General features: G+C 34.2%; 23 protein-coding genes. 9 read left to right on the top strand and 14 right to left on the bottom strand.

Going from position 1 to position 26872, the window contains the following annotated elements:
- The first annotated feature begins 9 nt into the window (after window positions 1-9).
- The 5 genes from HGK31_RS13015 (at window position 10) to rlmB (ending at window position 5714) form a co-directional block, all read left to right on the top strand.
- Entirely contained in the window at window positions 10-1506 is a 1497-nt protein-coding gene (locus HGK31_RS13015; RefSeq protein WP_191860600.1) for a SusD/RagB family nutrient-binding outer membrane lipoprotein, read from the top strand.
- Window positions 1507-1519: 13 nt separating this feature from the next.
- Window positions 1520-2374, top strand: coding sequence for a hypothetical protein (locus HGK31_RS13010; RefSeq protein ID WP_191860598.1), 855 nt, complete (start codon window positions 1520-1522; stop codon window positions 2372-2374).
- Window positions 2375-2400: 26 nt separating this feature from the next.
- Window positions 2401-3213, top strand: coding sequence for a hypothetical protein (locus HGK31_RS13005; RefSeq protein WP_191860596.1), 813 nt, complete (start codon window positions 2401-2403; stop codon window positions 3211-3213).
- Between the two features lie 126 nt (window positions 3214-3339).
- The gene (locus HGK31_RS13000) at window positions 3340-4962 is read left to right on the top strand and encodes an aryl-sulfate sulfotransferase (RefSeq protein WP_191860594.1); all 1623 of its coding nucleotides are present in this window, start codon (window positions 3340-3342) and stop codon (window positions 4960-4962) included.
- Window positions 4963-4979: 17 nt separating this feature from the next.
- On the top strand, window positions 4980-5714 hold the full coding sequence (rlmB, locus tag HGK31_RS12995; RefSeq protein WP_191860591.1) for a 23S rRNA (guanosine(2251)-2'-O)-methyltransferase RlmB: 735 nt from the start codon (window positions 4980-4982) through the stop codon (window positions 5712-5714).
- On the opposite strand, the gene HGK31_RS12990 is transcribed toward rlmB, so the two are convergent.
- The gene (locus HGK31_RS12990) at window positions 5711-6442 is read right to left on the bottom strand and encodes a rhomboid family intramembrane serine protease (RefSeq protein ID WP_191860589.1); all 732 of its coding nucleotides are present in this window, start codon (window positions 6440-6442) and stop codon (window positions 5711-5713) included. The genes rlmB and HGK31_RS12990 overlap by 4 nt on opposite strands.
- 135 nt (window positions 6443-6577) lie before the next feature.
- Here HGK31_RS12990 and HGK31_RS12985 point away from each other — a divergent pair, with 135 nt between their 5' ends.
- Entirely contained in the window at window positions 6578-7855 is a 1278-nt protein-coding gene (locus tag HGK31_RS12985) for a replication-associated recombination protein A (protein WP_191860582.1), read from the top strand.
- On the opposite strand, the gene HGK31_RS12980 is transcribed toward HGK31_RS12985, so the two are convergent.
- The 4 genes from HGK31_RS12980 to radC are packed head-to-tail and all read right to left on the bottom strand — an operon-like array spanning window position 7852 to window position 11315.
- Window positions 7852-8598, bottom strand: a complete 747-nt coding sequence (locus HGK31_RS12980) for a hypothetical protein (RefSeq protein WP_191860580.1) — start codon at window positions 8596-8598, stop codon at window positions 7852-7854. The two genes, HGK31_RS12985 and HGK31_RS12980, sit on opposite strands and share 4 nt — an antisense overlap.
- Before the next feature lie 37 nt (window positions 8599-8635).
- Window positions 8636-9325: a YjjG family noncanonical pyrimidine nucleotidase gene (locus tag HGK31_RS12975; protein WP_191860578.1), complete on the bottom strand. Its 690-nt coding sequence runs from the start codon at window positions 9323-9325 to the stop codon at window positions 8636-8638.
- On the bottom strand, window positions 9315-10616 hold the full coding sequence (locus HGK31_RS12970) for a polysaccharide deacetylase family protein (protein ID WP_191860576.1): 1302 nt from the start codon (window positions 10614-10616) through the stop codon (window positions 9315-9317). Before HGK31_RS12970 ends, HGK31_RS12975 begins: the two co-directional genes overlap by 11 nt.
- The gene (gene radC, locus HGK31_RS12965) at window positions 10617-11315 is read right to left on the bottom strand and encodes a RadC family protein (protein WP_191860574.1); all 699 of its coding nucleotides are present in this window, start codon (window positions 11313-11315) and stop codon (window positions 10617-10619) included.
- A 67-nt stretch (window positions 11316-11382) separates the two neighbouring features.
- On the opposite strand from radC, the gene HGK31_RS12960 reads away from it, so the two are divergent.
- Entirely contained in the window at window positions 11383-11832 is a 450-nt protein-coding gene (locus HGK31_RS12960; protein WP_191860572.1) for a DUF1569 domain-containing protein, read from the top strand.
- Window positions 11832-12428 (top strand): FMN-binding negative transcriptional regulator, encoded by a 597-nt coding sequence (locus tag HGK31_RS12955; protein WP_191860570.1) that lies wholly within the window; start codon window positions 11832-11834, stop codon window positions 12426-12428. Before HGK31_RS12960 ends, HGK31_RS12955 begins: the two co-directional genes overlap by 1 nt.
- A 2-nt stretch (window positions 12429-12430) precedes the next feature.
- Here the strand turns inward: HGK31_RS12955 and HGK31_RS12950 are convergent, their stop codons facing one another.
- The 3 genes from HGK31_RS12950 to HGK31_RS12940 all read right to left on the bottom strand — a co-directional run bounded on the left by HGK31_RS12950 (window position 12431) and on the right by HGK31_RS12940 (window position 15475).
- Window positions 12431-13069: a hypothetical protein gene (locus HGK31_RS12950; RefSeq protein ID WP_191860568.1), complete on the bottom strand. Its 639-nt coding sequence runs from the start codon at window positions 13067-13069 to the stop codon at window positions 12431-12433.
- A 22-nt stretch (window positions 13070-13091) separates the two neighbouring features.
- Entirely contained in the window at window positions 13092-14444 is a 1353-nt protein-coding gene (locus HGK31_RS12945; protein WP_191860566.1) for a UDP-N-acetylmuramate--L-alanine ligase, read from the bottom strand.
- 77 nt (window positions 14445-14521) lie between these two features.
- Entirely contained in the window at window positions 14522-15475 is a 954-nt protein-coding gene (locus HGK31_RS12940; protein ID WP_191860565.1) for a tetratricopeptide repeat protein, read from the bottom strand.
- A gap of 140 nt (window positions 15476-15615) precedes the next feature.
- Between HGK31_RS12940 and HGK31_RS12935 the strand changes: the two genes are divergently transcribed.
- A complete protein-coding gene (locus tag HGK31_RS12935) occupies window positions 15616-22002 on the top strand; it encodes an alpha-2-macroglobulin family protein (protein ID WP_233451131.1) in 6387 nt (2128 codons plus the stop codon).
- 31 nt (window positions 22003-22033) lie between these two features.
- On the opposite strand, the gene HGK31_RS12930 is transcribed toward HGK31_RS12935, so the two are convergent.
- From HGK31_RS12930 to HGK31_RS12905, 6 genes are all read right to left on the bottom strand, one after another.
- A complete protein-coding gene (locus HGK31_RS12930) occupies window positions 22034-22756 on the bottom strand; it encodes an SDR family oxidoreductase (protein ID WP_191860564.1) in 723 nt (240 codons plus the stop codon).
- A gap of 3 nt (window positions 22757-22759) precedes the next feature.
- The gene (locus HGK31_RS12925) at window positions 22760-23320 is read right to left on the bottom strand and encodes a DinB family protein (RefSeq protein WP_191860563.1); all 561 of its coding nucleotides are present in this window, start codon (window positions 23318-23320) and stop codon (window positions 22760-22762) included.
- Window positions 23321-23395: 75 nt separating this feature from the next.
- A complete protein-coding gene (locus HGK31_RS12920) occupies window positions 23396-23902 on the bottom strand; it encodes a DUF4136 domain-containing protein (RefSeq protein WP_191860561.1) in 507 nt (168 codons plus the stop codon).
- Between the two features lie 23 nt (window positions 23903-23925).
- A complete protein-coding gene (locus HGK31_RS12915) occupies window positions 23926-24633 on the bottom strand; it encodes an ion transporter (RefSeq protein WP_104735665.1) in 708 nt (235 codons plus the stop codon).
- 12 nt (window positions 24634-24645) lie between these two features.
- Window positions 24646-25644, bottom strand: coding sequence for a GTPase ObgE (gene obgE / locus HGK31_RS12910; RefSeq protein WP_191860559.1), 999 nt, complete (start codon window positions 25642-25644; stop codon window positions 24646-24648).
- An 83-nt stretch (window positions 25645-25727) separates the two neighbouring features.
- The gene (locus HGK31_RS12905; RefSeq protein WP_191860558.1) at window positions 25728-26837 is read right to left on the bottom strand and encodes an adenylate kinase; all 1110 of its coding nucleotides are present in this window, start codon (window positions 26835-26837) and stop codon (window positions 25728-25730) included.
- Between the last annotated feature and the right edge of the window lie 35 nt (window positions 26838-26872).

The following is a 26872-nucleotide window of genomic DNA, read 5'->3' as shown; positions in this document are numbered from 1 at the left end:
AAAAAAACTATGAAGAATATATTTAAACATTTAACAGTTCTAGCCATTGCTATTGGTATGACATCATGTAGTGATTATCTAGACATTAATGATCCTGTTAACTCTCCTTCTTCTAGTACAGTAACACCAGATTTAATTTTACCTGGTGCTATGACTAGAACATACTCTGCACAAGGAGTTACTATGAACCGTTTAGGAAACGTGTTTATGAATAATTGGAGTGCTAACGTAAACTCCTTTACTGGAGGTTTTAACGAAGAATATCAATTAATTTTAACATCAAATTTTTACAGTGCTATCTGGGATAACACCTATATTAGAACTACAAATTTTGATTTAGTTATAGATAGTGAATTTCCAGATTATGAAAATCACAAGGCTATAGCCAAAATTATGAAATCATTCTATATGCAATATATTGTTGATCTTTATGGTGATGCTCCTTATTCTGAAGCATTTGACCCAGCAAATTCAACACCTGCATATGACAATGATCAAGCTATTTACCGTCGATTAATTACTGAAATTGATGAGGCAATCGCCCTAATCAATAATAACACAGTTACTACACTCCCTGTAGGTGCTGAAGATGTTATTTTTGGTGGTGATATGAACCAATGGATTAAAATGGCAAATACGCTTAAGTTACGTATTTTAATGCGTCAGGCAACTTTAGCTGAAACTGATGGTGAAACAGCATCTTACTTAAATGAGCAATTTGCAAATTTAGATCAAGATTTCTTAACAACATCAGCAGTTGTGCAACCTGGTTATTCTGCTAATGAAGGTATGCAGAATCCATTCTATGCAACGCATGGTTTCGATACTGCCGGTAACATGACTCAAACTAATCGTTTCATTAGAGCATCTTTATATGCACAAGAATTTTTAGATGGAACACTTACAGGTGTAACAGATCCAAGAATCACCTCTCTTTATGCACCAATACCTGGGGCTTCTACGCCAACAGGAGTTGTTGGTGTTGAGCAAGGTATTGATAGTGGTGCTGACATCCCAGAAGATCTTTCTGGTTTAGGTACTGGTTTAATAGTTGATGATTCACAAGATGGATATATCTTACTTGCTGCTGAAAGTTACTTCTTACAGGCTGAAGCTGTGTTTAGAGGTTATATGAGTGGTGATGCAAAAGCTTTATTTCAATCAGGAATCATGGCGTCATTTGCGCACTTTGGTTTAGATGGTTCTGCTTACATTACTCAAAGTAACACTGTTCCTGAAATTGGATGGGATGGTTCTACAAATAAAATTGAAGCAATCATGACCCAAAAGTGGATTGCTACAAACGGTATAAATGGTATTGAATCTTGGGTAGAATATGTAAGAACTGGATATCCAGATGTGCCACTTGCATTAACTGCTCAACGTCCTTCAAAACCAAACAGATTAATGTATCCTTCTTCTGAATTAGTTGGTAACGCTGCTAACGTTCCTTCTCAAACTCAGGACGATGCATTTACTACCAAAATATTTTGGGATAACAATTAAAAAAAAATGAATTATGAAAAATTTTAAATTATTAACACTAATGCTAGCAGTTTCACTTGTAAGTGTTTCTTGTCTAGTAGATGACGAAGACAAAACGTTAGATGCTTTAGCTAACACACCTTATGTAGTTGGCTTTAACCAAAACGTTGCAAATGAAAGTTACTTTGAAGATATAGGTGCCGTTGAAAAAACGTATCCTGTAAATTTAATAGGTGGTCAAGATGGTAATCCTGCAAACTTTGATATTGTAGTTAACTACCGTATTAGTCCAGAATCAACAGCTACAGAAGGTCAAGAGTTTGATTTTGTTGAAAACACTGGTCAGTTAGTTATACCTGCAGGTCAAGATTATGGACTATTTGGTCTTTTGATTAATACTGGTGGTCTAGATCCTAACACACCAACACAATTAATTTTAGAATTAGAGAGTGTTGAAGGTGGCAGAGCTAATGTAGGAACCATTAATGAGTTAAACCTATTAAAAATTACGTTTGTAGGTTGTAATTCGCAATTAGCTGGAAACTATGAGTTAACAACTACACGTGCTGATGGTGCTCAAACTGTGAGACCAGAAACTATTACTTTATTAGGTCCAAATTACTTTGAAACTGAAAGTACAGGTTTATGGGGCACTAACGCCATTGGTGTTGCACCAGATTCTTCAATGAATTTTGAAGATATTTGTGGTGAAGTTTTTGTTCCATTACAAGGCTTGGCACAAGGTTTCTACTCAAATGAAGTTTATGGTGTAAATTTAACAGGCCCTGATGGTGAGGTTGATCAAACAACTTTAGATTTTTACATGGATTACTGGATTACATTCTCTGCTGGAAATAGCCAGTACAACGCGTCTTTTGAAAGACTTTAATTAATTAATTAAACGATTTAAATAATATGAAAAATATATTAAAATTAAAATACGTTTTGGTCTTGTCTGGACTTGTGGCATTGTCTAGTTGTACGGATTTAGATCAAGACTACCCTGAAGTTAATAAGCCTATTGCTACGATGGATATGACTTCTGCTACTATAGCTGAAGGAGAAAGTGTAACTTTCACAGTTATGATTGACGAAGCATTATCAACTCAAAGTGATTTTAAAATTGACTTATTGTCAAGTTCAAGTGGGTCAATGGATGATTTCACTACGGATGCTCCTCATTTAGATGAGTATGAAGTAGGTCCTGAAGGATGGCAAGTAACTGTTGCTCCTCTTGGGAACTCTGTTTCTTTTACTATCACACCTGAAAGAGATTTAGATCCTGGTGAAGGTACTGAAACTTTGAAATTTAGATTAACACAAGGACAATTTGGTAATTCTATTGTTTCTGGAGGTGCTATTGATTTCACAGTAACCGTTCTTGATTATGATTTTTGCTTATGGAATTTCTCAATGACTGATCTTTACGGCGATGGCTGGAATGGTGGTTATTTAGAAGTAATTTCAGATGTTGAAGGAACTAGAGCATTTTACGCAATGGATGAAGATGGACAAGTTAACGTTCCAGAAACTACAACTGTTGAGGTGCCAATTGCCAAAAATGCTAATTACACAATTAATTATGTTTCTGGTGGTGGTACTGGAGCTGGCCCAGGTTGGGAAAGTGAAAACGTCTATACCATTACTGCTCCTGATGGAACTGAGTATTCAGATGGTCCAATACCAACTGAAGGCGAAGTTGTATCTGGTGTAAGCAGCTGTAACTAATTTAATTAGTATAATATAAGTTAAAAGACCGTCTCAAAAGAGACGGTTTTTTTATTTAATACTAAAAAATAAAATGGTTTTATCCTTACATATTAGTAATTTAGCAGCCACCGAAAAAAATATAAAATGAAGTATAAAATTACCCTTATTTTCTTATTAATTAACTTCATTAGTTTTGCTCAAAATACTGTTGGCATAATAACTAATGATTCTCAAGCTTATAATGGTTTAACATTATTTGCTCCTCTTCATTCAACAGAAACATATTTAGTAAACAATTGTGGTGAGGTTGTTCATCAATGGTCTGGCTCATATTCACCAGCTGCTTCTTTATACTTATTAGCAAATGGTAATCTATTACGTACGGCTCAACTTTCAAATGATGACATTAATTTTGGTGGCGTTGGCGGAAGGATAGAGTTGTTTGATTGGGATAGTAACCTATTATGGGAATACAACTATTCCTCACCAACATTCTCGCAACATCATGATGTATATCCGTTACCTAATGGAAATATACTTATGCTGGCTGTAAACACTATGACACAAGCTGAAGCTATACAAGCTGGTAGAGACCCCAATCTATTAACACAAAACAAATTATATAACGAGCAAATTTTGGAACTCGAACCTGTTGGTAGCAATCAAGCTAATATTGTATGGGAATGGAATATTAAAGATCATCTAGTCCAAGATTTTGATGTCACAAAAGACAACTACGGTATTGTAGCAGATAGCCCAGAGTTATTAGATATAAATTTTTTAAATAACAATAACCCAGAAGCTAATTGGCTACACATAAATTCAATTCAATACAATGAAGAACTTGACCAAATAGTTTTAAGTTCTAGAAGGTTAAGCGAAATCTACATAATTGACCACTCTACAACTATTGAGGAGTCTGCGTCTCATAGTGGTGGTGTTTATGGGAAAGGTGGTGATTTTTTATATCGCTGGGGCAACCCTATAGCCTATGATAAAGGAACAACTGATGATCAGACTTTAGACTCACAACATCATGCTCATTGGATACAAGATGGTTTAACAGATGCAGGAAAAATACTCATATTTAACAATGGAAATGCTAGAGGCTATTCTTCAATAGATTTAATAACACCTCCTGTAAGCGCACCTGGTGTTTATAATTATGACAGTTCAAATGGTTATGGACCATCGATAGCCGAATGGATTTATACAACCCCTACTCCATCCGATTTCTTTTCTGCCATATTATCTAGTGCTCAACGTCTTCCTAATGGTAATACATTAATTTGTGATGGTGACTCAGGATATTTCTTTGAAATTACTCCGACAAATCAGATCGTATGGGAATATATTAATCCCAATACAAGAGATGGCATCTTATCACAAGGTGATACCCCAAGTCAAAACAATGTTTTTAGAGTTAAAAAGTTTTCATACGACTACCCTGCTTTTACAGGTAGAGATTTAACCCCTGGAGACCCAATTGAAATAGATCCTGATTTGAGCGAATGTACGCTTTTGAGTATTGCTGAAAATAATTTCACAGATGCTATTTCACTATATCCTAATCCTAGTTCAGGGTTAATTACTATTAGCACTAAAATGACCATTAATAAAGTTGAAGTTTTTAACTCTCTAGGACAGTTAATTAAAACTATAACAAATTCCAAACAAATATCTTTACAAGGCGTTGATAATGGACTTTATATTCTTAAGATTTATAATGAAAAAGGCATCGTATCTAAAAAAATAATTAAAGAATAAAACATTCAAAAATTTAGATGGAACAAAACACACAAATATTTGGTTTAAGGGCTGTTATTGAAGCTATAAATTCTGGTGAAACCATTGAAAAAGTTTTTATTCAAAAAGGTCTTAAGGGAGATATTTCACAGGAATTAGAATCTTTATTAAAACAAAAAAGTATCAATCAATCTTACGTTCCTGTAGAAAAATTAAATCGTTTAACTAATAAAAACCATCAAGGAGTTGTGGCTCAAATTTCACCTATCTCCTATTTTGATATTGAAGATTTAGTATTAAATGTTATAGAATCTGGCAAAACACCGCTTTTTCTGTTACTTGACCAATTAAGTGATGTTCGCAATTTTGGTGCTATAATTCGTACGGCAGAATGTACTGGAGTTGACGGTATTATTATTCAAAAAAAAGGAAATGCACCTATTAATGGAGACACTATAAAAACCAGTGCTGGAGCTGTTTTTAAGATGCCTATTTGTAGAGTTGATCATATAAAAGATGCTATGTTTCATCTTCAAGCCTCTGGTATAAAAGTTGTAGCCGCTACTGAAAAGACCAACAATACTTTGTATGATATAGATTTTACTGAACCTTGCGCTATAATAATGGGTTCTGAAGGTAGAGGTATCAATCCTTCTGTTTTAAATCTTGCAGACCATAAAGCCAAGTTACCCATTCTTGGAGAAATAGAATCACTTAATGTTTCTGTTGCATGTGGTGCCTTTTTATACGAAGTGGTTAGACAACGTATTTAATCAGTATTTTTTTTGAATATATAATTTATCTTGGTAACGGGCTCTTCTGATTCTTCATCCAAAGTAGTATTTTCAATGAAATTCCCATTCTCATCAAAGTGTTTTAGAAATTCGTCTTCCTCTTCTTTATAGTCTTCCTGCTCCCAGTAATATTTTTTGGGCTGTGGCAAATTCTTTCTAAAATACAATGCAAATACAATCCCTACTATCATACCAGAAAAATGGCCTTCCCAAGACATACCTTCCTTAATAGGCATGACATACCAAACCATACTTCCATATAGAAAGACCACTAGTAATGATAGCGCAATTAATCTGTAATGTTTTGCTATAATACCTTTAAAAAAAAGAAAACTTACCAGCACATAAATCAATCCACTAGCACCAATGTGATAAGCTGGGCGACCAATAATCCAGGTTAATAAACCAGAAAGCAAAATTCCAAAAACTAAAACTCGCCATGCAATTGATTTATAGAAATAGAACAATGCAGCAGATAGCACAAATAATGGAATGGAGTTGTGATATAAATGTTCAATTCCTGAATGAATAAACGGACTAAAAATTATCCCTCTTAAACCACTAAATCGCTGTGGATATACGCCAAAGTTTGTGAAATCAAAACCAAATCTAATTTCAAACCAAAATATAGCCCATAGCAAGAGTACAAAAAGCATTGGGTAAATAATGACACCGTTTGAGAATTTAAAATGATCTTGATTATCCATAATTATTAACAAGATAGCAAATTACTGTCCAAAAATTAATTGGCTGACATAATATCAGATAAGCAGGTGATAAAACAATTCCTATTTTGAATAATGGCATACCTTTTTTAATTTTAATTAATGTAATTTTACTTCATGAATACACCATTAGCCGAACGATTAAGACCTCAAACACTTGATGACTACATTAGTCAAAATCATTTAGTAGGTCCTGAAGGAAGTCTCACTAAACATATTCAACAAGGTGTCATTCCTTCAATGATATTTTGGGGTCCTCCAGGAATTGGGAAAACGACTTTGGCTAATATTATTGCTAATCATTCTGAAAGACCATTTTATACATTGAGTGCTATAAATTCTGGTGTAAAAGACGTACGCGAAGTTATAGACAAAGCCAAAAAATCTGGTGGACTTTTTACTACCAAAAATCCCATTCTGTTTATTGATGAAATACATCGCTTTAGTAAGTCGCAACAAGACTCACTTTTGCAAGCTGTAGAAAAAGGTTGGGTGACACTAATTGGTGCCACGACAGAAAATCCAAGTTTTGAAGTTATTTCAGCTTTATTATCTCGCTGCCAAGTATATATTTTAAACGCCTTTAATAAAAATGATTTAGAGAGTCTTTTAAAGCGTGCAATTGAAAAAGATGAACTCATATCCCAAAAAAACATAAAACTAAAAGAAACAGATGTTTTATTAAGGCTTTCTGGTGGTGACGCTAGAAAATTGTTGAATATTTTTGAACTCGTTGTGAATTCTGAAACTAGTTACAAAATCACAATTACAAATGAGCTAGTTTTAAAGCACGTACAAAACAATACCGTCAGGTATGACAAAACTGGTGAACAACATTACGATATTATTTCAGCTTTAATTAAATCAATAAGAGGGAGTGATCCCAATGCAGCTGTTTACTATTTAGCCCGAATGATTGAAGGTGGAGAAGATGTTAAGTTTATTGCAAGACGTTTATTAATATTAGCAAGCGAAGATATTGGTAACGCTAATCCAACGGCTTTGGTCATTGCCAATAATACGTTTCAGGCAGTCTCAACCATAGGGAATCCTGAATCTCGAATTATTTTAAGCCAATGTGCTACATATTTGGCTTGTTCTCCCAAAAGCAATGCAGCCTATCAAGCTATAAACCAAGCGCAACAATTAGTCAAGGAGACAGGTGACTTAAGTGTACCATTGGAAATAAGAAATGCACCTACAAAATTGATGAAAGAAATAGGTTATGGTGATAACTACAAATATGCTCATAACTATGAGGGAAATTTTGCTGAATTGGAATTTCTTCCAGAGGAAATTAAAAACACAAAACTTTACAATCCTGGGAACAATTCACGTGAACAGGCACAACGTGAGTTTTTAAAAAAACGTTGGAAGGAAAAATATGGTTACTAAAACTTAATATTCAATGTTTGAACCTGTAATTCTTCTCCAACCGTTTCAGCGATAACCCAATTACCATCCAATTTATAAACCGTTGCTTGCTTACCTTTTACCATATAAAAATCTTTCTTACCAGAAAAAATCAATGTATAAACTACTTTAGGCGTACTATCTACTAATTGATAGCCACTATCTATTGGTTGTGCATAAAGCAGCTGGGAATCACCTTTTACTGCCGGAATATTTTGTTCTGTCTTATTGTTAACTGAAGTTGTAGGAACGACTGTTTTTGGTACTTCAGCCAATTTATCATTATTCTTGGCTGGTTTGTATTTATAATTCAACGTTTTGAATGATTCAAAGGCTTCTCTAATAGCCATTTTATAAGCTACTTCAGATTTTTTATGGTCAGACTCACCCATTTTAGATTCATACACCAATTCTTTTCTACAATTGGTTAACTCAATAATTAATTTAGTTTTAAAAATCCCTGGATCTTTTACTACATCTGCATTTAATGCCAAACAGCCGTTTTTTATTAGATCTTCGGGTAATGGTTCATCATCAAAAATTGCCACAAAACCATACTTTTCAAATAAAAATTTTGCTAAAGAATTAAGTTGATATTGATCAGGCTCCTTTAAAAAATCAAAAGTCTTTGGAACAATAACATACTTGTAGTTATTTATATCTTGACCAAATACCGTTACACTCAATAAAAAAAGTGATAAAATTAGAATACTTCTTTTTAACATGATTACAATTTAAATTATTACAAAGATACGTTTAGAATCACAAATATGTTTTTAATTCTAACAAATTTGAAATCTGTTTAATATCATTATCAAGCTCTGTGCCATGTACGTTGAAACAAATGGCATCAATTCCTAAATTAATAGCACCTAGAATATCTGCTTCCCAATTGTCACCAATCATGATACTATTTTCTGGTTTAACTTGTGCTAATGTCAAAGCATGTTTAAAAATTTTAGGATTTGGTTTTTTAACGCCAACCATTTCTGAATTTGTTACGGTTTTAAAATAGTTTTCAATGTTTGAATTTCTTAATTTATTATGTTGCACTTCATGAAAACCATTTGTTATAATATGTAGATTATATTTAAACTTTAAATAGTCTAAAATTTCAAACGTCCCTTCAAATAGGTGATTGTTGTCAGATAAATGCGCTATATAATCAACCGAAAGCAGATTGATAAGTTCATCAGTTATTGGTACAGAAATTTCATCAAAAGTATTTTTAAGCCTTCCATATCGTAAGGATGCTTTATCTATGCGTTCTTCTCTATACAATTTCCAATAATTAAGGTTTATGGGTTCATACACATGTAAAAAATCATTTAAACTAACATGTACTTCATGCTTCTTAAAAATTTTTTCAAATGTTAGTGCTGAATTTTTATCAAAATCCCATAGTGTATGATCTAAATCAAAAAAAACATCTGTAATCCCCTTAATCTTCATCAATTGATTCCAAAATAAAATTAAACAATTCTTTAAATCCCTTCCAACGATCAATATCACTAAAAGTATAATTGTGAAAAACAGGAATAAATTGCCCATCAACGGCTTTTATTTCATTAATAATTCGGCCAATGGTTTCTTTTTTATCTAACTGTGAATTATGCTTTAAAAGGGTATAATCCAAAACATGATAAGCATTGATTTTTAAAGGTGTTTGTATTTCAAAATCCAGATCATAAAAGAAAAACGGTGTACAAGTTCCTGCCCTAAACCCAACATGATTGACATAACCCATCGTGTAGTCTTCCATGATTTCCAAATCTACTAGATTTCTGTAAGATTTAGGTAGGTTCAATTTAGAAAATGATTGCCTAGAAGCCGATAAATTAGTATTTAGAATACCTTCCATTCTATTTTTTTCTTTTTTCAAAACCTGAATATCATCCAAAGCAAAAAAAGAAGCTTTAAGACCTACACTGCAATAATCGGCTACATGCTTTATCAAGGAAACATACTGTTTTTTTTGGGCATTTACACCCTTATCAAACGTTGAATAATCACCAATTAAAAAGAAAAAAATAAATTTAAACCTTGAGGTTTTCTGTCTGTTTAAAATATATCTAAACGTATCATCAGGATCATGCTTTAAACCAAAAAGCACCATGTACCTGTTATACAAGCTTCTAAATTTAAACGAAAAAAAATCTTTAACGGTTCCTCCCAAAGTTCTTAACACACCTTTGTGCTTATAAAAATAAGGTGAGGGTACATCAATTATAGGTTTTATACTATACTTTTTGTCAGGGAAAATAAAGTTTGGAAAACGTTCTTCAAAAACCTCTTTAATTTTATAAGCCCAAATATCAATGACAGGTTGTTTTAGAAAATTGTTTTTCAATGCTAAGCTTTCTTCAGCAGTAAACCTACCATATTCATCTTTTACATGTGGCAGGTATTCTTCATACCTACTTAAAAGATAAAATGTTGCGGAAAAAATATCAAAAGGAATCGAGCTTTTCTCATTAGTTAAAAAAAAACATTTTGTATGATCCCAATCATAAACTTGAACATCAACATCAGATAGTCCTTGCTCATAAATAAGTTCATGGTTTCTAACAAAAATTTCATTACTTAATGCCTGTTTGGTGTAAGACATTTTAAGGCTATCATGCGCAATAAAATCTTCAATAACTGTAGTAAATGAAACAGGAATGCCTAAAATTCGGGTAAATATATGCTTAAAAGCGTATTTTAATCTAGGTGAGATTTTGTGGGTATAAACTAAAATCATTTAAAGCATATTTTCATCGGCAAAGCTAAAGTACGCTTTTTCAGTTATGATAAGATGGTCCAAAACTTTAATATCTAAACTTTCTCCAGCATGCTTTAATTTTTGAGTTATTTGTTTATCAGCCTCACTAGGTTTTAAAGTCCCTGACGGGTGATTATGTGCTAATATAATTCCAGTTGCCCCTAACTCTAAAGCCATTTTTAAAACGAGCCTAACATCTACTAATGTTCCAGTAATACCACCTTTACTCAATTGTTGTTTTTGAATTACTTTATTAGAATTATTTAAGTAAATAATCCAAAATTCTTCATGTGGTAATTCACCTAAAACGGGTTGCATAAGTTCAAATACAGAAATACTGGAAGTAATCTTCATTTTATGAAGGGCCTCCTCACCTCTACGTCTTCTACCCAACTCCATAGCCGCAGCTATAGTAATAGCCTTTGCCTCTCCAATACCTTTAAAATCCATGAGTTGTTTTAATGACAATTTTCCCAACTCATTGAGGTTGTTGTTTACGCTACCCAAAATACGTTTGCATAAATCAACAGCACTTTCGTTACGATTTCCAGAGCCAATTAATATAGCTACTAGTTCAGCATCACTTAAAGCCGCTTTTCCTTTATCCCGAAGTTTCTCACGAGGCTGGTCATCTTGAGACCAGTTTTTTATTGAAAATGATGTGGGTTTTTCAGCCATTTAGTAAATATAAATATTGTAACTTTCAGAAGCAATTTTTAGATTACTTAACCTTATAAATTAAAAAATGAAATCGTTATTTTCTGATGATGCTGTTTCCGAAATAAGAACCAGAATAGAATTACTTCAAGAAACCCAAAACCCAAAATGGGGTAAAATGAATGTCTCTCAAATGCTGGCGCATTGTAAATTCCCATTACAAGTTGCTTTAGGTGAATTGGCTTTGGAAAAACCAAATGTGTTTAAACGTATCTTGTTTTCAATGTTTAAATCGTCATTATACAATGATAAACCTTGGAAACAAAACTTACCTACAACAAAGGAATTTCTGGTATCAAGTGACAAAAATTTCAATAAAGAAAGAACAGATTTATTAGAGGAAATTGAAAAGTTTCATGCTAAAAAAGACCAAACCGAATGGCCACCTCACCCTATGTTTGGGTGTTTTACAAGAGAGCAATGGGGACAAATGCAGTACAAACATTTAGACCATCATTTAACACAATTTGGAGCCTAATGAAATATCCACCACCGCATCATCAGGATGATAATCAAGAGCATCTCATTGAAGTGATTAAAACCTATCCGCTTGCAACAGTTATTTCTGTAAACAACCATGAGCCATTAGTAACACATTTACCTTTGATTTATCGCGAATCTGATGGTAAATTAATTGGGCATATTGATATTTACAATCCGCAGACGCCATTACTTAAAGGCAACAATATAGTTACCATAATTTTCTCCGGACCACAATGTTATATATCACCATCTGTTTATACCACCACCCAATTACCTACTTGGAATTACATTAAGGTACATTTAAAAGGCACTGTAAAGGCTATTGAAAGTAAAGAAGCATTAAAGCAATCTTTAATTACTATGACCGAGTTTTTAGAAGCACCAGAGCATAAGTACGTTTTGGATGCCAATAACCCAAGAATGGAAGCTAATTTAGATTATATCAAGATGTTTGAAATTACCATCACAGACTGGGAAGGTAAATTTAAACTCTCACAAGACAAGAAAACGGCTGATACCCAAAATGCTAAAGCAGAACTGATAAAAAGGAATCAAGATAGTATTAAGGCGTTTTTGGATAAAGTGTTTTGATTTTATCGAACTGAATACGAATCTAATTTTTTAATTACAAATGGATTCTCTTCTACTAACCATGAGGTCGAATCATAAATTAAACCAATACCCTCCGCATAATATTCATGATCCAATGAAGGCATTAAATGTCCATCTGGTGTTCTACCATAACGATGTCTATCATAACAAACAAATTCCCCAGCTGGAACTGTAACATTGGCCATCTCCTCCACAAGTCTTTCGTATAAAGCACCCCAATTTCCTTGATTTATTATTTTTTCTGTAAAGTCATCATTGTCAAAAATTACTTCATTATTTTCATTCAATAAAGCTCCTTCCGATTCTCTTAAATATTCATACTTTACCCCATTTAAGTTTCCATAGGCACTACCTATACTGTTACCTGATGTAATAGTTTCTATTACAAAGTAATCATTATCAAAAATGTTCTCTATTCCAATTACTGAAACTGAATCAATAATTCCTGAATCATAATATTGATTGTCAGAAAAACTAAATCTATCTGTTTTATAAACCCAAGAATTTCCAATTTTTAATCCGTAAAAACTTGAAGCTTCAGGAATTCTGTTTCCAATTTTGTCATCACTTGAACTACATGAAAATAGTATAACAAGGAAAATGAATAAGATATTCTTCATATTAAAGGTTTTAGTAAATATATTAAAACAATTTTTTTACCTCATCAAAATCCAAGCCACCATAATTACCGGAACTCATAAGCAGCAGAGCTTTATTTTTAAAATCTTGCGAGAATAAATAGTTTTTAAAATCGTCTGGATTGGTATAAATAATCAGGTCGTCACGTTCAAAAGCTGTGGCAATTTGCTCGTGGGTGACTTCCTCCAGTTTTTTAATTTCTACAGCATGTGGCGAATAAAATACCACAGCCACATCTGCTGCATCTAATGCGCCTTTATATTCTTTTAAAAACTCGGCATTCAAACTACTGTAAGTATGTAATTCCAAGCAGGCTACCAAGGTTCTATCTGGGTATTGTTCTTTTAGGGCTTTGGTTGTAGCAGCTACCTTACTCGGCGAATGTGCAAAGTCTTTATAAGCTATACTGTTTTTACCTTCAGCTATTTTTTCCAAACGTTTGCTAGCCCCTTTAAATGTAGCTATAGCCTCATAAAAGTCATCCTCGTCAATACCCATGTGCTGGCAAATCCATTTAGCACCAGCCAAATTGTTTAGGTTGTGCTCACCAAAAACTTCAATGGGTATAGGCCCTTCAGGAGTTTCTAATAATGTTTCGCCATTTTCAACGGTGTATTCCGGTGTGTGATATGGTAATTTTCTAATGGTATTTTCAGAAGTTTCTACTACTCGTGATACTTCCTTATCTTCAGCATTGTAAGTGATACTTCCCCCTTTTACAATACTATCCACAAAAATGCTAAACTGCTCTACATAATTTTCATAAGTTGGAAACACATTGATATGATCCCAGGCAATTCCACTCAACAACGCAATATTGGGTTTATACAAATGAAATTTTGGTCGTCTATCAATAGGTGAGCTTAAATACTCATCGCCTTCCAGAACAATAAAATCATTCTGTTCAGTAAGTTTCACCATCACATCAAAGCCTTCTAATTGCGCACCTACCATATAATCCACATCACGATCATGATAGTGCATGACGTGTAAAATCATGGAAGTTATTGTCGTTTTTCCATGGCTACCACCTATAACCACACGGGTTTTGTCTTTTGATTGCTCGTACAAAAATTCAGGATAGCTATAAATTTTCAAGCCTAACTCTTGAGCTTTCAACAACTCCGGATTATCGGCTTTAGCATGCATACCCAAAACAATAGCGTCTAGCTTATCATTAATTTTTTCTGGGTACCATCCAAATTGTTTGGGAAATAATCCTTTGGCTTCCAATCTAGATTTAGAGGGATCAAAAATAGTATCGTCACTCCCCGTAACTTGATATCCTTTGTTATGCAGTGCTATGGCTAAATTGTGCATGGCAGCACCTCCAATAGCTATAAAATGTACGTTCATAGAATGATTTTGTAGAATTCAAATATAAGAATTGCTGTTGGAAGTGAGAAGTGGGTAGCCCGAAGTTTTTCTGCTAATTACAGTTTTAAAATTTGGCTTTTCTCTTCGCCAAAAACTTTAACTTTTGGAAGTTCGCTAATAGCCCGTTGAATGTGATTAAGTGCCAAGTCCTTTTTATTCTGAATCCTATATATTTGTGCTAAACGGTAATGGGCCCAAGCTTTGGGCACTCCGTCTTCAGCGGAGTAATTCTCCAGATAAATTTGTAAACACGCTTCTCCTTTTTCCAATTGTATGTTATATTCTGCAGCTACTTTACCAATTTGATAATGTAAAGCGTTTCGATTATGTTTTTTTTGGGATGCTTCTATATTTTGAATAGCATAATCAGGTTGTTGTTGTTTTTCATAAAAAGCTGTTAACTTTTCATAACAATTTAGTGAGCCACCTGTTTTAATGGCCATTTTATAATATTTTTCAGCCAGTTCTGGCTCATCATCATATTCATAAATATAACCTTTAGCCAAATAGCCATCAACTTTTGAAATAGATTCTAACTCATTGGCATACTGCAACGATTTAGAAACACTTCCTCCAATAATTCCTGGTAATTGGACGTAATATTCAACCAAAGCCCAACGTGCATTAATATGATTTTTATCCAATGCTATGGCTTTCAAAAAAGCCTCTTCAACATCATCAATCATAAACAAGGCTGTCACTTTATTGACTTCCAGTGCTTTCATACCCATTGCACCACCATATTTGTATTGATATTCAGCTACACGCGGATTTAAATCTACCAGTTTTTTATATTGCTCAACAGCTTTGTCCCATTTTTCTTGATAGGCATAAGCATCACCTAACAACTCAATACTTTTTGGATCATTTGGATTATCTAAAACGTAATTTTCAATAACAACTTCAGCTTGTTCATACTTTTTTTTATCCAATAGAAATTCTGTTTCCTGAACTACATTTTGTGAATGCAATGCAAAAGGAATTAATAAAAGCAAACAAAACTTTTTCATAACATAAGTGTCGATTTTACAAAGATAACCTTTCTCATTCACTCTAAAAATAACTAACTTCACTCATCAAAAACCAACAATACCGAATTGGTGTTTTTTTGGAACAACTTTTGAATGTACCCTTGTACAAAACAATAACTATGAAACAGCTTACTTTTTTTATAATGATCGTATTGGCTATTAATATATTACATGCCCAAAATTCTGATTATGACAAACTTTGGAATAATGTTGATCAATTAGAATCCGAAGGCTTGCCCAAATCGGCTCTTGAAATAGTACAGCAAATATCTGAGTTAGCCAAAGAGGAACAAAACGAACCACAATTCATCAAAGCATTACTATTTAAAAGCAAGTATGCCTTAATCTTGGAAGAAGATGCGCAGTTAACCATTATAAATGACTTTAAAGCCGAAATAAAAAACAGTCAAGCACCTACAAGAAACGTTTTGGAAAACATGCTGGCAACCATGTATTGGCAATATTTTCAACAGAATAGATGGAAATTCTATAACCGAACCAATACTTCTGAAAAAGTAGATAAAACCGATTTTAGAACCTGGGATTTAGAAACGCTTTTTGCTGAAATCCAACTACATTATCAAAATTCATTACAAAACGGACTCATCCTACAACAAACCAAGCTTGAAGATTATGCCGTTATAATTAGCGAACAAAAAAATTCAAAACTATTTCGTCCAACCTTATATGATTTACTCGCTCATAACGCTTTAGAATTTTATAAAACCGATGAAAATAGTATTACTAAACCTGCATATAAATTTGAAATAGACAATCCTGATTATTTGAGCGATGCAATAGCTTTTTCACGATTGAAGATGTCTTCAAAAGATTCTACTTCTTTACAATTACAAGCTTTAAAAATCTATCAAGATCTTATTCAATTTCATTTAAAAGACGCATCACCAGAAGCATTAGCTGATGTGGATATCAATCGACTGCAATTTGTAACACAACATGCCACATTTAGCAATAAGGAAGATGTGTTATTACAAGCCCTTAAAGCCTCCCGTAATTATTACAGTAACCATCCCATTTCAGTATTATATAATTTTGAAATAGCCCAATTATGGTATCAACAAGGTAGTCAATATCAACCTAAAACCGACGAAACCCATCAATGGAAAATAAAGGAATCGTTTGACCTTTGTCAATCGGTAATTTCGGCATTTCCAAAAAGTATTGGTGCTGAAAAATGCGTGGCACTCAAACAACGGATTCTGCAACCTAGCTTGCAATTACAAATAGAAAACTACATACCTATACAACAGGAGTCTCGTCTGTTGGTTCGCTATAAAAACATTAATGCTTTAGATTTCAAAGCTTATAAGCTCACCAATAAACAGTTTGAAATCTTTAACAAAACCTACCGAACAGAAGATCAAATTCAGTTTTTTAGAACGTTAAATCTAACCCAATCATGGGATGCCAATTTGCGCGATGTCAAAGACTATCAGCAACATAGTACTGAAGTCCTTATTCCACAATTGGCAAACGGTCGTTACTTGATGGTTGCCAAAGTTCCTAACAGTGATATTTTTGCGGCACAAACCATTCAGGTGACCAATATCGCTTTGGTTGATAAAACTGAAAACCACAAACAAAGTTATCAGTTTATTGACCGGAATAATGGCAAACCTATTGAGAATATCGTCGTTAACATTTCATACAAAAAGAACTACAATGGTAGTGTCAAACAAAAAAAATTGACTACCAATGCCCGAGGAGCTATAGAAATAGAAAAAACGGGTGAGCGTTGGACACAGGTGAAAATTGAAGCGCTTACCAAAGAAGACAAGGCCTATTTTGGTGATTTTTATATCAACCAAACTCACAATCCGCAAAAAGATAGGATTAGTTACAAAGGCTTTGTATTTACTGATAGAAGTATATACAGACCTGGTCAAACAGTCTATTTTAAGGGTATTGCCATGAAAACCGAAGATGGTAAATCAGAGGTTATTCCAAATGAATTATTTTATATTGATGTTTTTGATACCAACGATAATGAAATTGCAGAGATAGAATTAAAGTCAAATGAATTTGGTTCTGTTTCTGGAGAATTTATTTTACCGAATTCTGGATTAAATGGTGAGTATTACATCAATTTTTATGGTGACGATAGTGATTTTGATATGGAATATTATTTTTCAGTTGAAGAATACAAACGTCCCAAGTTTAAAACTACGTTTAAACCCATAACCGAAACCTTTAAAATAAACGATTCCATTACAGTAACTGGAAATGCCCTAGCCTATGCAGGCAGTAACATCACCAATGCTAAAGTGGTGTATCGTGTTCATCGTAAAGTGCGTTATCCCAGCTGGTATTATTGGTATCGTCCAGCTTTTGGTAGTGAACCACAGGAAATCACGCATGGCGAAACCATAACCAATGATAAAGGGGAATTTAAGATAATCTTTAAAGCGATTCCTGATTTGAGTGTTGACCTAGACTCGCAACCTATTTTCAATTATGAGATTACTGCTGATGTAACCGATATTAATGGCGAAACCCGAAGTGCCACAACCATCGTGAATGTGGGTTATCATGCTATGACAGCTGCAATTTCGGTTGATAATCTTTTGGATAAAACCAATAAGGAGCATAAACTGGATATCATGACCCAAAATCTGAACGGTGAAATTGTGCCTGCCAAAGGAACCATCAAAATTTATAAGTTAAAAGCACCTGACTATGTGCTGCGAACAAGACCTTGGCAAGCACCAGACTACCCTATGCTTCCAGAAGCAGAATTTAAATCTAAATTTCCTCATGATGCCTATCAAGACGAACACAACCCAAACAACTGGAAAAAAGGTGAACTGGTTTTTGAGAAGCGTTTTGATTCGGAAACAGCCAAAACCGTTGCGTTAGGCAACATCAAAAAATGGCAATCTGGTCAGTATGTGATTGTTCTGGAAAGCCAAGATGCTTTTGGTCAAGATGTGAAAGCTGAAGCCAAAACCACACTCTATAGTGACCAAGATAAAACCCTTGCCGATAAGCAATTATTTAGCATTACAACTCAAAAATCAAGTTATCAGGCTAATGAAACGGTATTGCTTACTATAGGTTCTGCAGCACAAAATGTAACCGTAACGCTAGATGTAGAAAAAGACCATAAAACCATAAACACTTATGTGCTTGAGCTTAACAACAGCAAAAAAAACATTGAAATTCCAGTAACCAAAGATGATTTAGGTGGTTTCGCTATACATTATAGTTTTGCGTTTGCCAATGACTTTCAATCCGGCATGGAATACATTAATGTGCCTTATCCAAAAACCGATTTAGAGATTGAAACAACAACGTTTAGAGACAAGCTCCAGCCGGGAACCGATGAAACTTGGAACTTTAAAATCAAAGGACCCAAAGGCGAGCAAGTCTCTGCCGAACTCTTGGCGAGTATGTATGATGCGTCTTTAGACCAGTTTAAAACGCATGATTGGAACTTTAATCCTATATACAACCAACAATATAACAGTAGTAATAGTAGAAATGCAGGCTATAGTTTTGGCACCCGAAACTTTAGAGTTCAAAATTTAAACAGAGCCTATATCAATTATCCACATCAAGCTTATGACCAACTCAATTGGTTTGGTTTTAATCTGTTTAATAGATACGTCAGACAACAGTATTTAAACAAGATAAGATTAAAAGATAATTCCTCTTATAAATCAACCATTCAAGAAGGGATCATAGCAGGAACTATCAGTGATGAAAATGGGCTTCCATTACCCGGTGTAAATATTATGATTAAAGGTGCTACTGATGGAACACAAACAGATTTTGATGGAAATTTTTCAATTAAAGCTAATAGAGGAGATGTATTAGTTTTTAGCTATATTGGTTATACTACCAAAGAATATATAATATCTAAAGATAATTCATTAAATATTGCTCTAGAGCCTGATTCCAATGCGTTAGAAGAAGTAGTTATAACGGCACTTGGAATGAAAAGAAAAAAAGATGAAATTACTACTGCTTATCAAATAGTAAATGCAGATGCTTTAGAAGATTCTGAAAATGCAAATGTGGTTCAAAGTTTAGCTGGAAAAGTTTCTGGATTAGCTATTAAAGACTCTACTGCTTATTTACTAAGCTCTGAAAAAGGATTAAATTTTAATTCAAATTTCGAGGACATTTCCATCCGTAAAAACTTACAGGAAACCGCCTTTTTCTTTCCACAGTTGCAAACGGATTCGGAAGGTAACGTGAGTTTTAGTTTTGCTACGCCAGAAGCCTTAACCCAATGGAAATTGCAATTACTGGCACATACCAAAACGTTGGAAAGTGCGGTAACCAAACTGGAAACCGTTACCCAAAAGGAATTGATGGTCATCCCAAACGCACCACGATTTTTACGTCATGGTGACAAAATTGTTATCAGTACTAAAATTGCAAACCTTTCAGATAGTAATCTTTCCGGTCAAGCACAGCTGCAATTGTTTGATGCAGTTTCAGGTAAAGAAATCACAAATAAACTTATCACATCATTACCCTATGATGATATGATGCCTAGCAAAACTTATGATTTTAATGTAGAAAAAGATGGTAATACACAAGTATCCTGGAGTTTATCCATTCCAGATTCGGTGGATGCTGTGCAATATAAAGTGGTTGCTAAAGCAGGTGATTTTAGTGATGGTGAACAAAATGCCATACCTGTTTTATCCAACAGAATGTTAGTGACTGAAACCTTACCTATGTGGATAAAGAGCAATGAAACCAGAACCTTTACGTTGGATAAACTAAAAACTAATACCTCAACAACACTCAAGCACCATAAACTGACGTTGGAAATGACATCTAATCCGGCTTGGTATGCTGTTCAGGCGTTGCCTTACCTTATGGAGTATCCTTACGAGTGTAATGAGCAAACCTTTAGTCGTTATTATGCCAATGCTTTGGCGAGTCATATTGCCAATAGCAATCCGCGTATTCAAGAGGTCTTCAACCAATGGCGAAATACCGATGCGCTGTTATCCAATTTGGAAAAGAACGAAGAATTAAAAAGCATACTTATTCAAGAAACGCCTTGGTTACGTGATGCCCAAAGTGAAACCGAACAAAAAAAGCGTATTGCCTTGTTGTTTGATCTCAATAAAATGAACAGCGAATTACAAAACGCTTTAAGAAAACTGGAACAAAACCAAATGAGCAATGGTGCTTGGCCTTGGTTCCATGGTGGCCAACTAAACCGATTTATCACACAACACATCATCACTGGCTTTGGTCATTTGAAGCACTTAAATGTCATTCAGAATTATAGAGAAGCATCAATCATTAACAAAGCCATACACTATCTCGATTCAGAATTTATTGAAGAATATAACGACCTTACCAAATACAATAAGGACGTTGATTTAAGTAAAGATCATTTAAGCCATACGCAATTGCATTATTTATACATGCGAAGCTTTTTTCCAGAGGTTAAGCAATCTAAAAAGGTTCAAGAGGTTTCGGCTTACTACTTATCGCAAATTCAAAAGTATTGGTTAAGTCGTTCACTATATTCCAAAGGTCTAATGGCATTGATTACTCACAGGATGAGTGATAATGCAACGGCCAGTAAAATATTAAAATCACTTAAAGAAAATAGTATTACCAATGAGGAATTGGGTATGTACTGGAAAGAGAATACCGCTTCATGGTATTGGTATCAAGCACCCATTGAAACCCAAGCCTTACTGATTGAAGCCTTTTCTGAAATAGAAAACGATGTTAAGACTATTGACAACCTTAAAATTTGGTTATTAAAAAATAAACAAACTAATAAATGGGAAACAACCAAGGCCACTACCGAAGCTGTTTATGCTTTACTACTGCAAGGTAGTGATTGGTTAAGTGTTACGGAAGTCGTTGATGTATTGGTTGGTGGTGAAAAACTTGAACCGTCTAAATTGGAAAATGTTAAAGTAGAAGCTGGAGCAGGCTATTACAAAACGTCATGGAATACTCAAGAAATTCAGCCTAAAATGGCAGAGGTGACCTTAACCAAAAAAGGCGATGGTATTGCTTGGGGCGGATTGTATTGGCAGTACTTTGAAGATTTGGACAATATTACTTCAGCTGAAACACCATTGCAATTAAAGAAAAAGCTCTTCAAAAAAACCAATACCGATACTGGTGAAGAAATCACAGAAATTACCCAAGATACCAATCTAAAAGTAGGTGATTTGGTTCGCGTTCGTATTGAATTACGAAGTGATCGGGATATGGAATTCATTCATATGAAAGATATGCGTGCCTCTGGTTTAGAACCTGTAAATGTATTGTCTCAATACAAATGGCAGGATGGTTTAGGCTATTATGAAAGTACCAAAGATGCAGCGACTAACTTCTTTTTTGACTATTTACCAAAAGGTGTTTACGTTTTTGAATACGACTTACGCGTCAACAATGCTGGAAACATGAGTAATGGTATTACAACGATTCAAAGCATGTACGCACCAGAATTTAGTAGCCATAGTGAAGGTGTTAGAATATCGGTTATCAATTAAACACAAAGGCTTCAAATTTTGAAGCCTTTTTTTATTTACTTGGCGGTGTTGTTGGACGCACTTCAATTTTACTTGGTAGTGTTCGTGGATGCATTTTTAATAAATGAACAACCAGTTGGCCAATATCTTCACTCTGTATTTTCCAAGCATCACTATCGCTTGGTTCATTACCATTAAAATGTGTAGACACAGAACCAGGCATAATGGTACTCACTTTAATACCATATTTCCTTAAATCTAGCATGACTGCTTGCGTAAATCCGGTAACTCCAAACTTACTCGCATTGTAAGCAGACCCATTTGCAAAGAAATTTGTGCCTGCCAAACTTGAAATAGTAATATAATAACCTTTTGAAGCCTTTAAAGCATCTACACTCGCTTTTATGGTATAAAAAGCACCTGTTAAATTGGTGTCTATGGTTTCCTGCCATTGTTCGCTAGTTAAGTCTTCAATGCTAGCAAAATGCCCTATTCCAGCATTGGCAACCACAACATCTAAAGATCCAAAACTTTCTAAAACTTGGTTCACTGCACCTTTTTGACTTTCTAAATTGCGAACATCTGCTTGCAAACCAATCGCTTTTGCATCAGTATTCTTTTTTGCGTTTAATAAGCTTGCAGCTTCACTTGCAGCCGAACTACTTCTACTTGTAATAGCAACATGTATACCTTGGTTAAGCAAACTTTGAGCGACACCAAAACCAATACCCTTACTTCCTCCTGTTACTAATGCTACTTTATTTTTTAAATTCATTATCTATTTATTTGGTAATCGTTTTTTGAGTAATAATATTTGTCCCAAATGACTAGATTGATGTTCCATAACGTGGTACCAAGCCCAATGGTAATTCATGTTTCCTGCAGCATTTAATTCAGCTAGCCAAGCATCGTCTTTTTGCTTCATCAGTTCCATAGTTTTATTTCGCACTTCGGTATAGGCGTCTAAATAATATTGAACATCATGGCCTTGATATTTGTCACGCGCTTCTTCACCTAAACTCATGGCTGTTCCCCATTGTTCTTCCTCTTCTTTATTGAATTCCCGACCTTCAAAGGTATAGACTTGATAAAATTTTTCAGTAGCTGCCAAGTGCATAATTAGAGAACCTATTCTATTCGATTTGTCATCCATCAAATAATCCAATTCTTCTACTGACAAATTACCTACAGTACGCTCCACACGATTTTTCATGTCATTAAGCATGGACACTAGAGTTCCAACTTGAGGTGTATAACCGTCCAAAGGTCCAACTGTATTTTGAGCTTTTACGGAAACAGAAATCAAAAGTGCGAGTAAAATTTTTACAAGTGTTTTCATTTTATTATTGTTTTGAATTAAATTATTTAAGTACAGCAGAAACAAATTTGTTAATGCGATTCAATATTTATAATACTATTTTTTGGGAGGAAATCCGTCCAAAACTTTCATTACAACAGCTCTAAATTGAGCTTCTCGTGCATCAGGTGTATTTTCAGGTAAATTGGGTTCAGAACTGATGGCTTGCCAAATAAGTTGTTGGGTTTTACCATCAACAAAATCAAAAATAATTTGTCTGCTCATATTGCCTTCACCAACTGGCATACCAACTGATACACCTCCACCTCCAGTACCAACTCCAAAACCAACTGTTGAACTTTGAGCAGATTGATAGGTTTCACTTTTAATATCAATTATGAAATCAGGTGTTTCAGATAATGTAAATCCCTTGGCTGTCATGGCTTTGTCTAAAACGCCAAAAAAACGTTTGGAATCTAATTCACTTAATCCTGTTTTCATGTCATCAAAATAATGATACGTTTTATACTGACTAAAATCAGTGCCTTTTTCATAATCGTAGTTTACTGTAACACCACATGAAAAAAGAACTATGCAGAAAATGAGTGTGAAAAATCTTTTCATTTTTCTTTTAAAGATAATAAAAATTAAGCGTCTTTCTTATCAACCGATTTAGTTAGTGCCGAAGAAATAATTCCAGTTGGTATAGCAACAATTCCCAATCCTATGAGTAGAATAAAAAACGTAAAGACTTTTCCGCCCACAGTTATTGGATATACATCACCATAGCCAACAGTAGTAAGGGTTACAATAGCCCACCAAAGACTATCAAAAATTGATGAAAAGTGTTCCGGTTGCGCTTCGTTTTCAAAATAATAAATTCCAACCGAGGAGAAATAAATTAAAATAAGCGTGATAAATAGAAATAATAATATCTCCTCTTTTGCCGATTTTATGGCTGTTGTAAACTGAATCATGGCACGATTATATCTAACGAGCTTCAATATTCTGAAAAGCCTCAAAAACCGTAAGGCCCTTAATGAGCGTAAATCAACTCCAAAGGATAAATAAAATGGTAGAATGGCCAGAAAGTCTATTATTCCAAAAAAACTAAATATAAACTTCGGTTTACTATCTGCTACATAAATTCTTAACAGATACTCAATAGTGAAAACTACAACACAAAATACTTCAATACCATATAAAACGGTTTTGGTTTCGGGCATTAAATTGGGAATAGTTTCAATTGAAAACGTAATGATTGATAATAAAATCAAACATTGAATGAAAATAGCAAATACTTTACTGGCTCTATTATCGTTGAACTCAACAATATTTTTAATATACTGCCTCACACTGAAAATAGTTTATAATTGTAACATAGCCCACAGTTTATCTTTTAACTCCTGAAGACCTTTTTGAGCAACGGAAGATATAAATAAATAATCTATTGGTAAATTGTTATCCAGTTCTTCCTTTAATTCAGCCTTCAATTCTTCATCAAGCATATCACTTTTTGAAATAGCTATTAATCGTTCCTTATCAAGCATTTCAGGATTATAGCGTTTCAATTCATCTAAAAGTATATCGTATTGCTTTTTAATATCATCGGCATCTGCTGGTATCAAAAACAATAAAACCGAATTACGTTCAATATGTCTCAAAAAATAATGTCCTAAACCACGTCCTTCAGCAGCGCCTTCAATAATTCCAGGAATATCAGCCATTACAAATGTTTGATGATCCCGATATTCAACAATACCTAAATTGGGTTTTAGTGTGGTGAATTCGTAATCTGCTATTTTTGGTTTAGCCGAAGTGATAACTGATAATAACGTGGACTTTCCAGCATTTGGAAATCCAACCAACCCGACATCCGCTAGTACTTTTAACTCTAGGATTATTTCACATTCTTGCCCTGGAATTCCTGGTTGGGCATAGCGAGGTGTTTGATTTGTAGAACTTTTAAAATGCCAGTTTCCACGTCCTCCCATGCCTCCTTCGGCTATTATTTTCTCTTCACCATGGTCTGTGATTTCAAATAAGATATTATTGGTTTCCTTGTCGCGAACAACAGTTCCTAACGGCACGTCCATGTAAACATCTTCACCATCTGCACCAGTACTGCGCTGTTTACTACCATGTTCACCATGACCAGCTTTAAAATGACGTTTAAATTTATAAGTGTAAAGTGTCCAAAGATTCTCGTTACCTCTTATAATTACGTGACCACCACGACCACCATCGCCACCATCAGGACCACCTTTTTCAATATATTTTTCACGATGTAAATGCGCTGAACCTTTACCTCCATTTCCGGAGGCTACATAAAGCTTTACATAATCAACAAAGTTTCCTTCAGTCATGTTTAACTTCCCTCGAACAAGGGATTTTTTGAATTAATTCTTAAAAAAGGTTTATGAGATTCCTGCCTTCGCAGGAATGACAACTATAATTTATCAATTACGTCACTCAAGCGTTCAGTAATATCTTCAATACTGCCAACACCATCTACACCAAAATATTTATTTTGTTCAGCATAATAGTCCTTCAAAATAGCTGTTTTTTTATAGTATTCTGTAATTCGGTTTCTTATAATGGATTCATCAGCATCATCGGCACGACCACTACTCTTTCCACGTTCTAAAAGGCGTTCAACCAAGATTTCATCATCAACCTCAAGAGCAATCATGGCATTAATTTGCGAATCCTTGCTATCCATGAGTTTATCTAAAGCTTCTGCTTGAGCATTGGTTCTTGGGAATCCATCAAAAATAAAACCTTTAGCATCCGCATTTTTTTCTACTTCAGCATTTAACATATCAATAGTTACTTGATCAGGAACTAATTCGCCTTTATCCATAAACGATTTTGCCAACATTCCTAAAGCCGTTTCATTCTTTATGTTAAATCGAAACACATCTCCTGTTGAAATGTGTACCAAATTATACTTCTCTTTTAAAAAATTGGCTTGCGTTCCTTTTCCAGCTCCTGGAGGGCCAAATAGTACGATATTTGTCATGTGCTGTGTTGTTTTTTGTTGATATATTTCAGGCAAATCCCTACCCAAACCATCATAGTCAAGTCCGTAACCAACTATAAACTTATTTGGAATTTCAATACCTACATAATGTAATTTAAAGTCTTTCTTGTATGCTTCCGGTTTGTAAAACAATGTTGCAATAAGCAATTGCTTAACATTTTCATTTTTAAAAATACGATGCACTTCATTCAAGGTATTACCAGAATCAATAATGTCTTCTAAAATAACAACTGTTCTACCAGTTAAATCTTGGGTTAATCCAATTAAGCGTTGAATATCTTCACTTGATTTAACGCCTTCGTAAGATGCTAACTTTATAAATGTAACCTCACATGGCTTTGGATATTTCTTTACAAAGTCACTCACAAACATAAACGACCCATTCAAAATTCCAATAAACACTGGAACTTCATCAGCTAAATCATTTGCAATGGTGTTAACCATTCTAGAAACAGCATCTTGAATGTCCTGTTCAGAGATAAAAGGCTTGAAGTATAAATCGTGGAGTTTAATCACTTACTAATTATTTTAGAAACGCAAAGATAATCATT

Origin of the sequence: Hanstruepera ponticola, from assembly GCF_012931685.1 — a bacterium.
GTDB lineage: Bacteria > Bacteroidota > Bacteroidia > Flavobacteriales > Flavobacteriaceae > Hanstruepera > Hanstruepera ponticola.
Note: the sequence above shows the minus strand (reverse complement) of the source record. Positions and strands in the feature narration are given on the sequence as shown.

Bases quoted from the DNA above. Each gene is read 5' to 3' on its own strand.
- HGK31_RS13015 (WP_191860600.1), top strand. From the start codon at position 10: ATGAAGAATATATTTAAACATTTAACAGTTCTAGCCATTGCTATTGGT.
- HGK31_RS13010 (WP_191860598.1), top strand. From the start codon at position 1,520: ATGAAAAATTTTAAATTATTAACACTAATGCTAGCAGTTTCACTTGTA.
- HGK31_RS13005 (WP_191860596.1), top strand. From the start codon at position 2,401: ATGAAAAATATATTAAAATTAAAATACGTTTTGGTCTTGTCTGGACTT.
- HGK31_RS13000 (WP_191860594.1), top strand. From the start codon at position 3,340: ATGAAGTATAAAATTACCCTTATTTTCTTATTAATTAACTTCATTAGT.
- rlmB (WP_191860591.1), top strand. From the start codon at position 4,980: ATGGAACAAAACACACAAATATTTGGTTTAAGGGCTGTTATTGAAGCT.
- HGK31_RS12990 (WP_191860589.1), bottom strand. From the start codon at position 6,442: ATGGATAATCAAGATCATTTTAAATTCTCAAACGGTGTCATTATTTAC.
- HGK31_RS12985 (WP_191860582.1), top strand. From the start codon at position 6,578: ATGAATACACCATTAGCCGAACGATTAAGACCTCAAACACTTGATGAC.
- HGK31_RS12980 (WP_191860580.1), bottom strand. From the start codon at position 8,598: ATGTTAAAAAGAAGTATTCTAATTTTATCACTTTTTTTATTGAGTGTA.
- HGK31_RS12975 (WP_191860578.1), bottom strand. From the start codon at position 9,325: ATGAAGATTAAGGGGATTACAGATGTTTTTTTTGATTTAGATCATACA.
- HGK31_RS12970 (WP_191860576.1), bottom strand. From the start codon at position 10,616: ATGATTTTAGTTTATACCCACAAAATCTCACCTAGATTAAAATACGCT.
- radC (WP_191860574.1), bottom strand. From the start codon at position 11,315: ATGGCTGAAAAACCCACATCATTTTCAATAAAAAACTGGTCTCAAGAT.
- HGK31_RS12960 (WP_191860572.1), top strand. From the start codon at position 11,383: ATGAAATCGTTATTTTCTGATGATGCTGTTTCCGAAATAAGAACCAGA.
- HGK31_RS12955 (WP_191860570.1), top strand. From the start codon at position 11,832: ATGAAATATCCACCACCGCATCATCAGGATGATAATCAAGAGCATCTC.
- HGK31_RS12950 (WP_191860568.1), bottom strand. From the start codon at position 13,069: ATGAAGAATATCTTATTCATTTTCCTTGTTATACTATTTTCATGTAGT.
- HGK31_RS12945 (WP_191860566.1), bottom strand. From the start codon at position 14,444: ATGAACGTACATTTTATAGCTATTGGAGGTGCTGCCATGCACAATTTA.
- HGK31_RS12940 (WP_191860565.1), bottom strand. From the start codon at position 15,475: ATGAAAAAGTTTTGTTTGCTTTTATTAATTCCTTTTGCATTGCATTCA.
- HGK31_RS12935 (WP_233451131.1), top strand. From the start codon at position 15,616: ATGAAACAGCTTACTTTTTTTATAATGATCGTATTGGCTATTAATATA.
- HGK31_RS12930 (WP_191860564.1), bottom strand. From the start codon at position 22,756: ATGAATTTAAAAAATAAAGTAGCATTAGTAACAGGAGGAAGTAAGGGT.
- HGK31_RS12925 (WP_191860563.1), bottom strand. From the start codon at position 23,320: ATGAAAACACTTGTAAAAATTTTACTCGCACTTTTGATTTCTGTTTCC.
- HGK31_RS12920 (WP_191860561.1), bottom strand. From the start codon at position 23,902: ATGAAAAGATTTTTCACACTCATTTTCTGCATAGTTCTTTTTTCATGT.
- obgE (WP_191860559.1), bottom strand. From the start codon at position 25,644: ATGACTGAAGGAAACTTTGTTGATTATGTAAAGCTTTATGTAGCCTCC.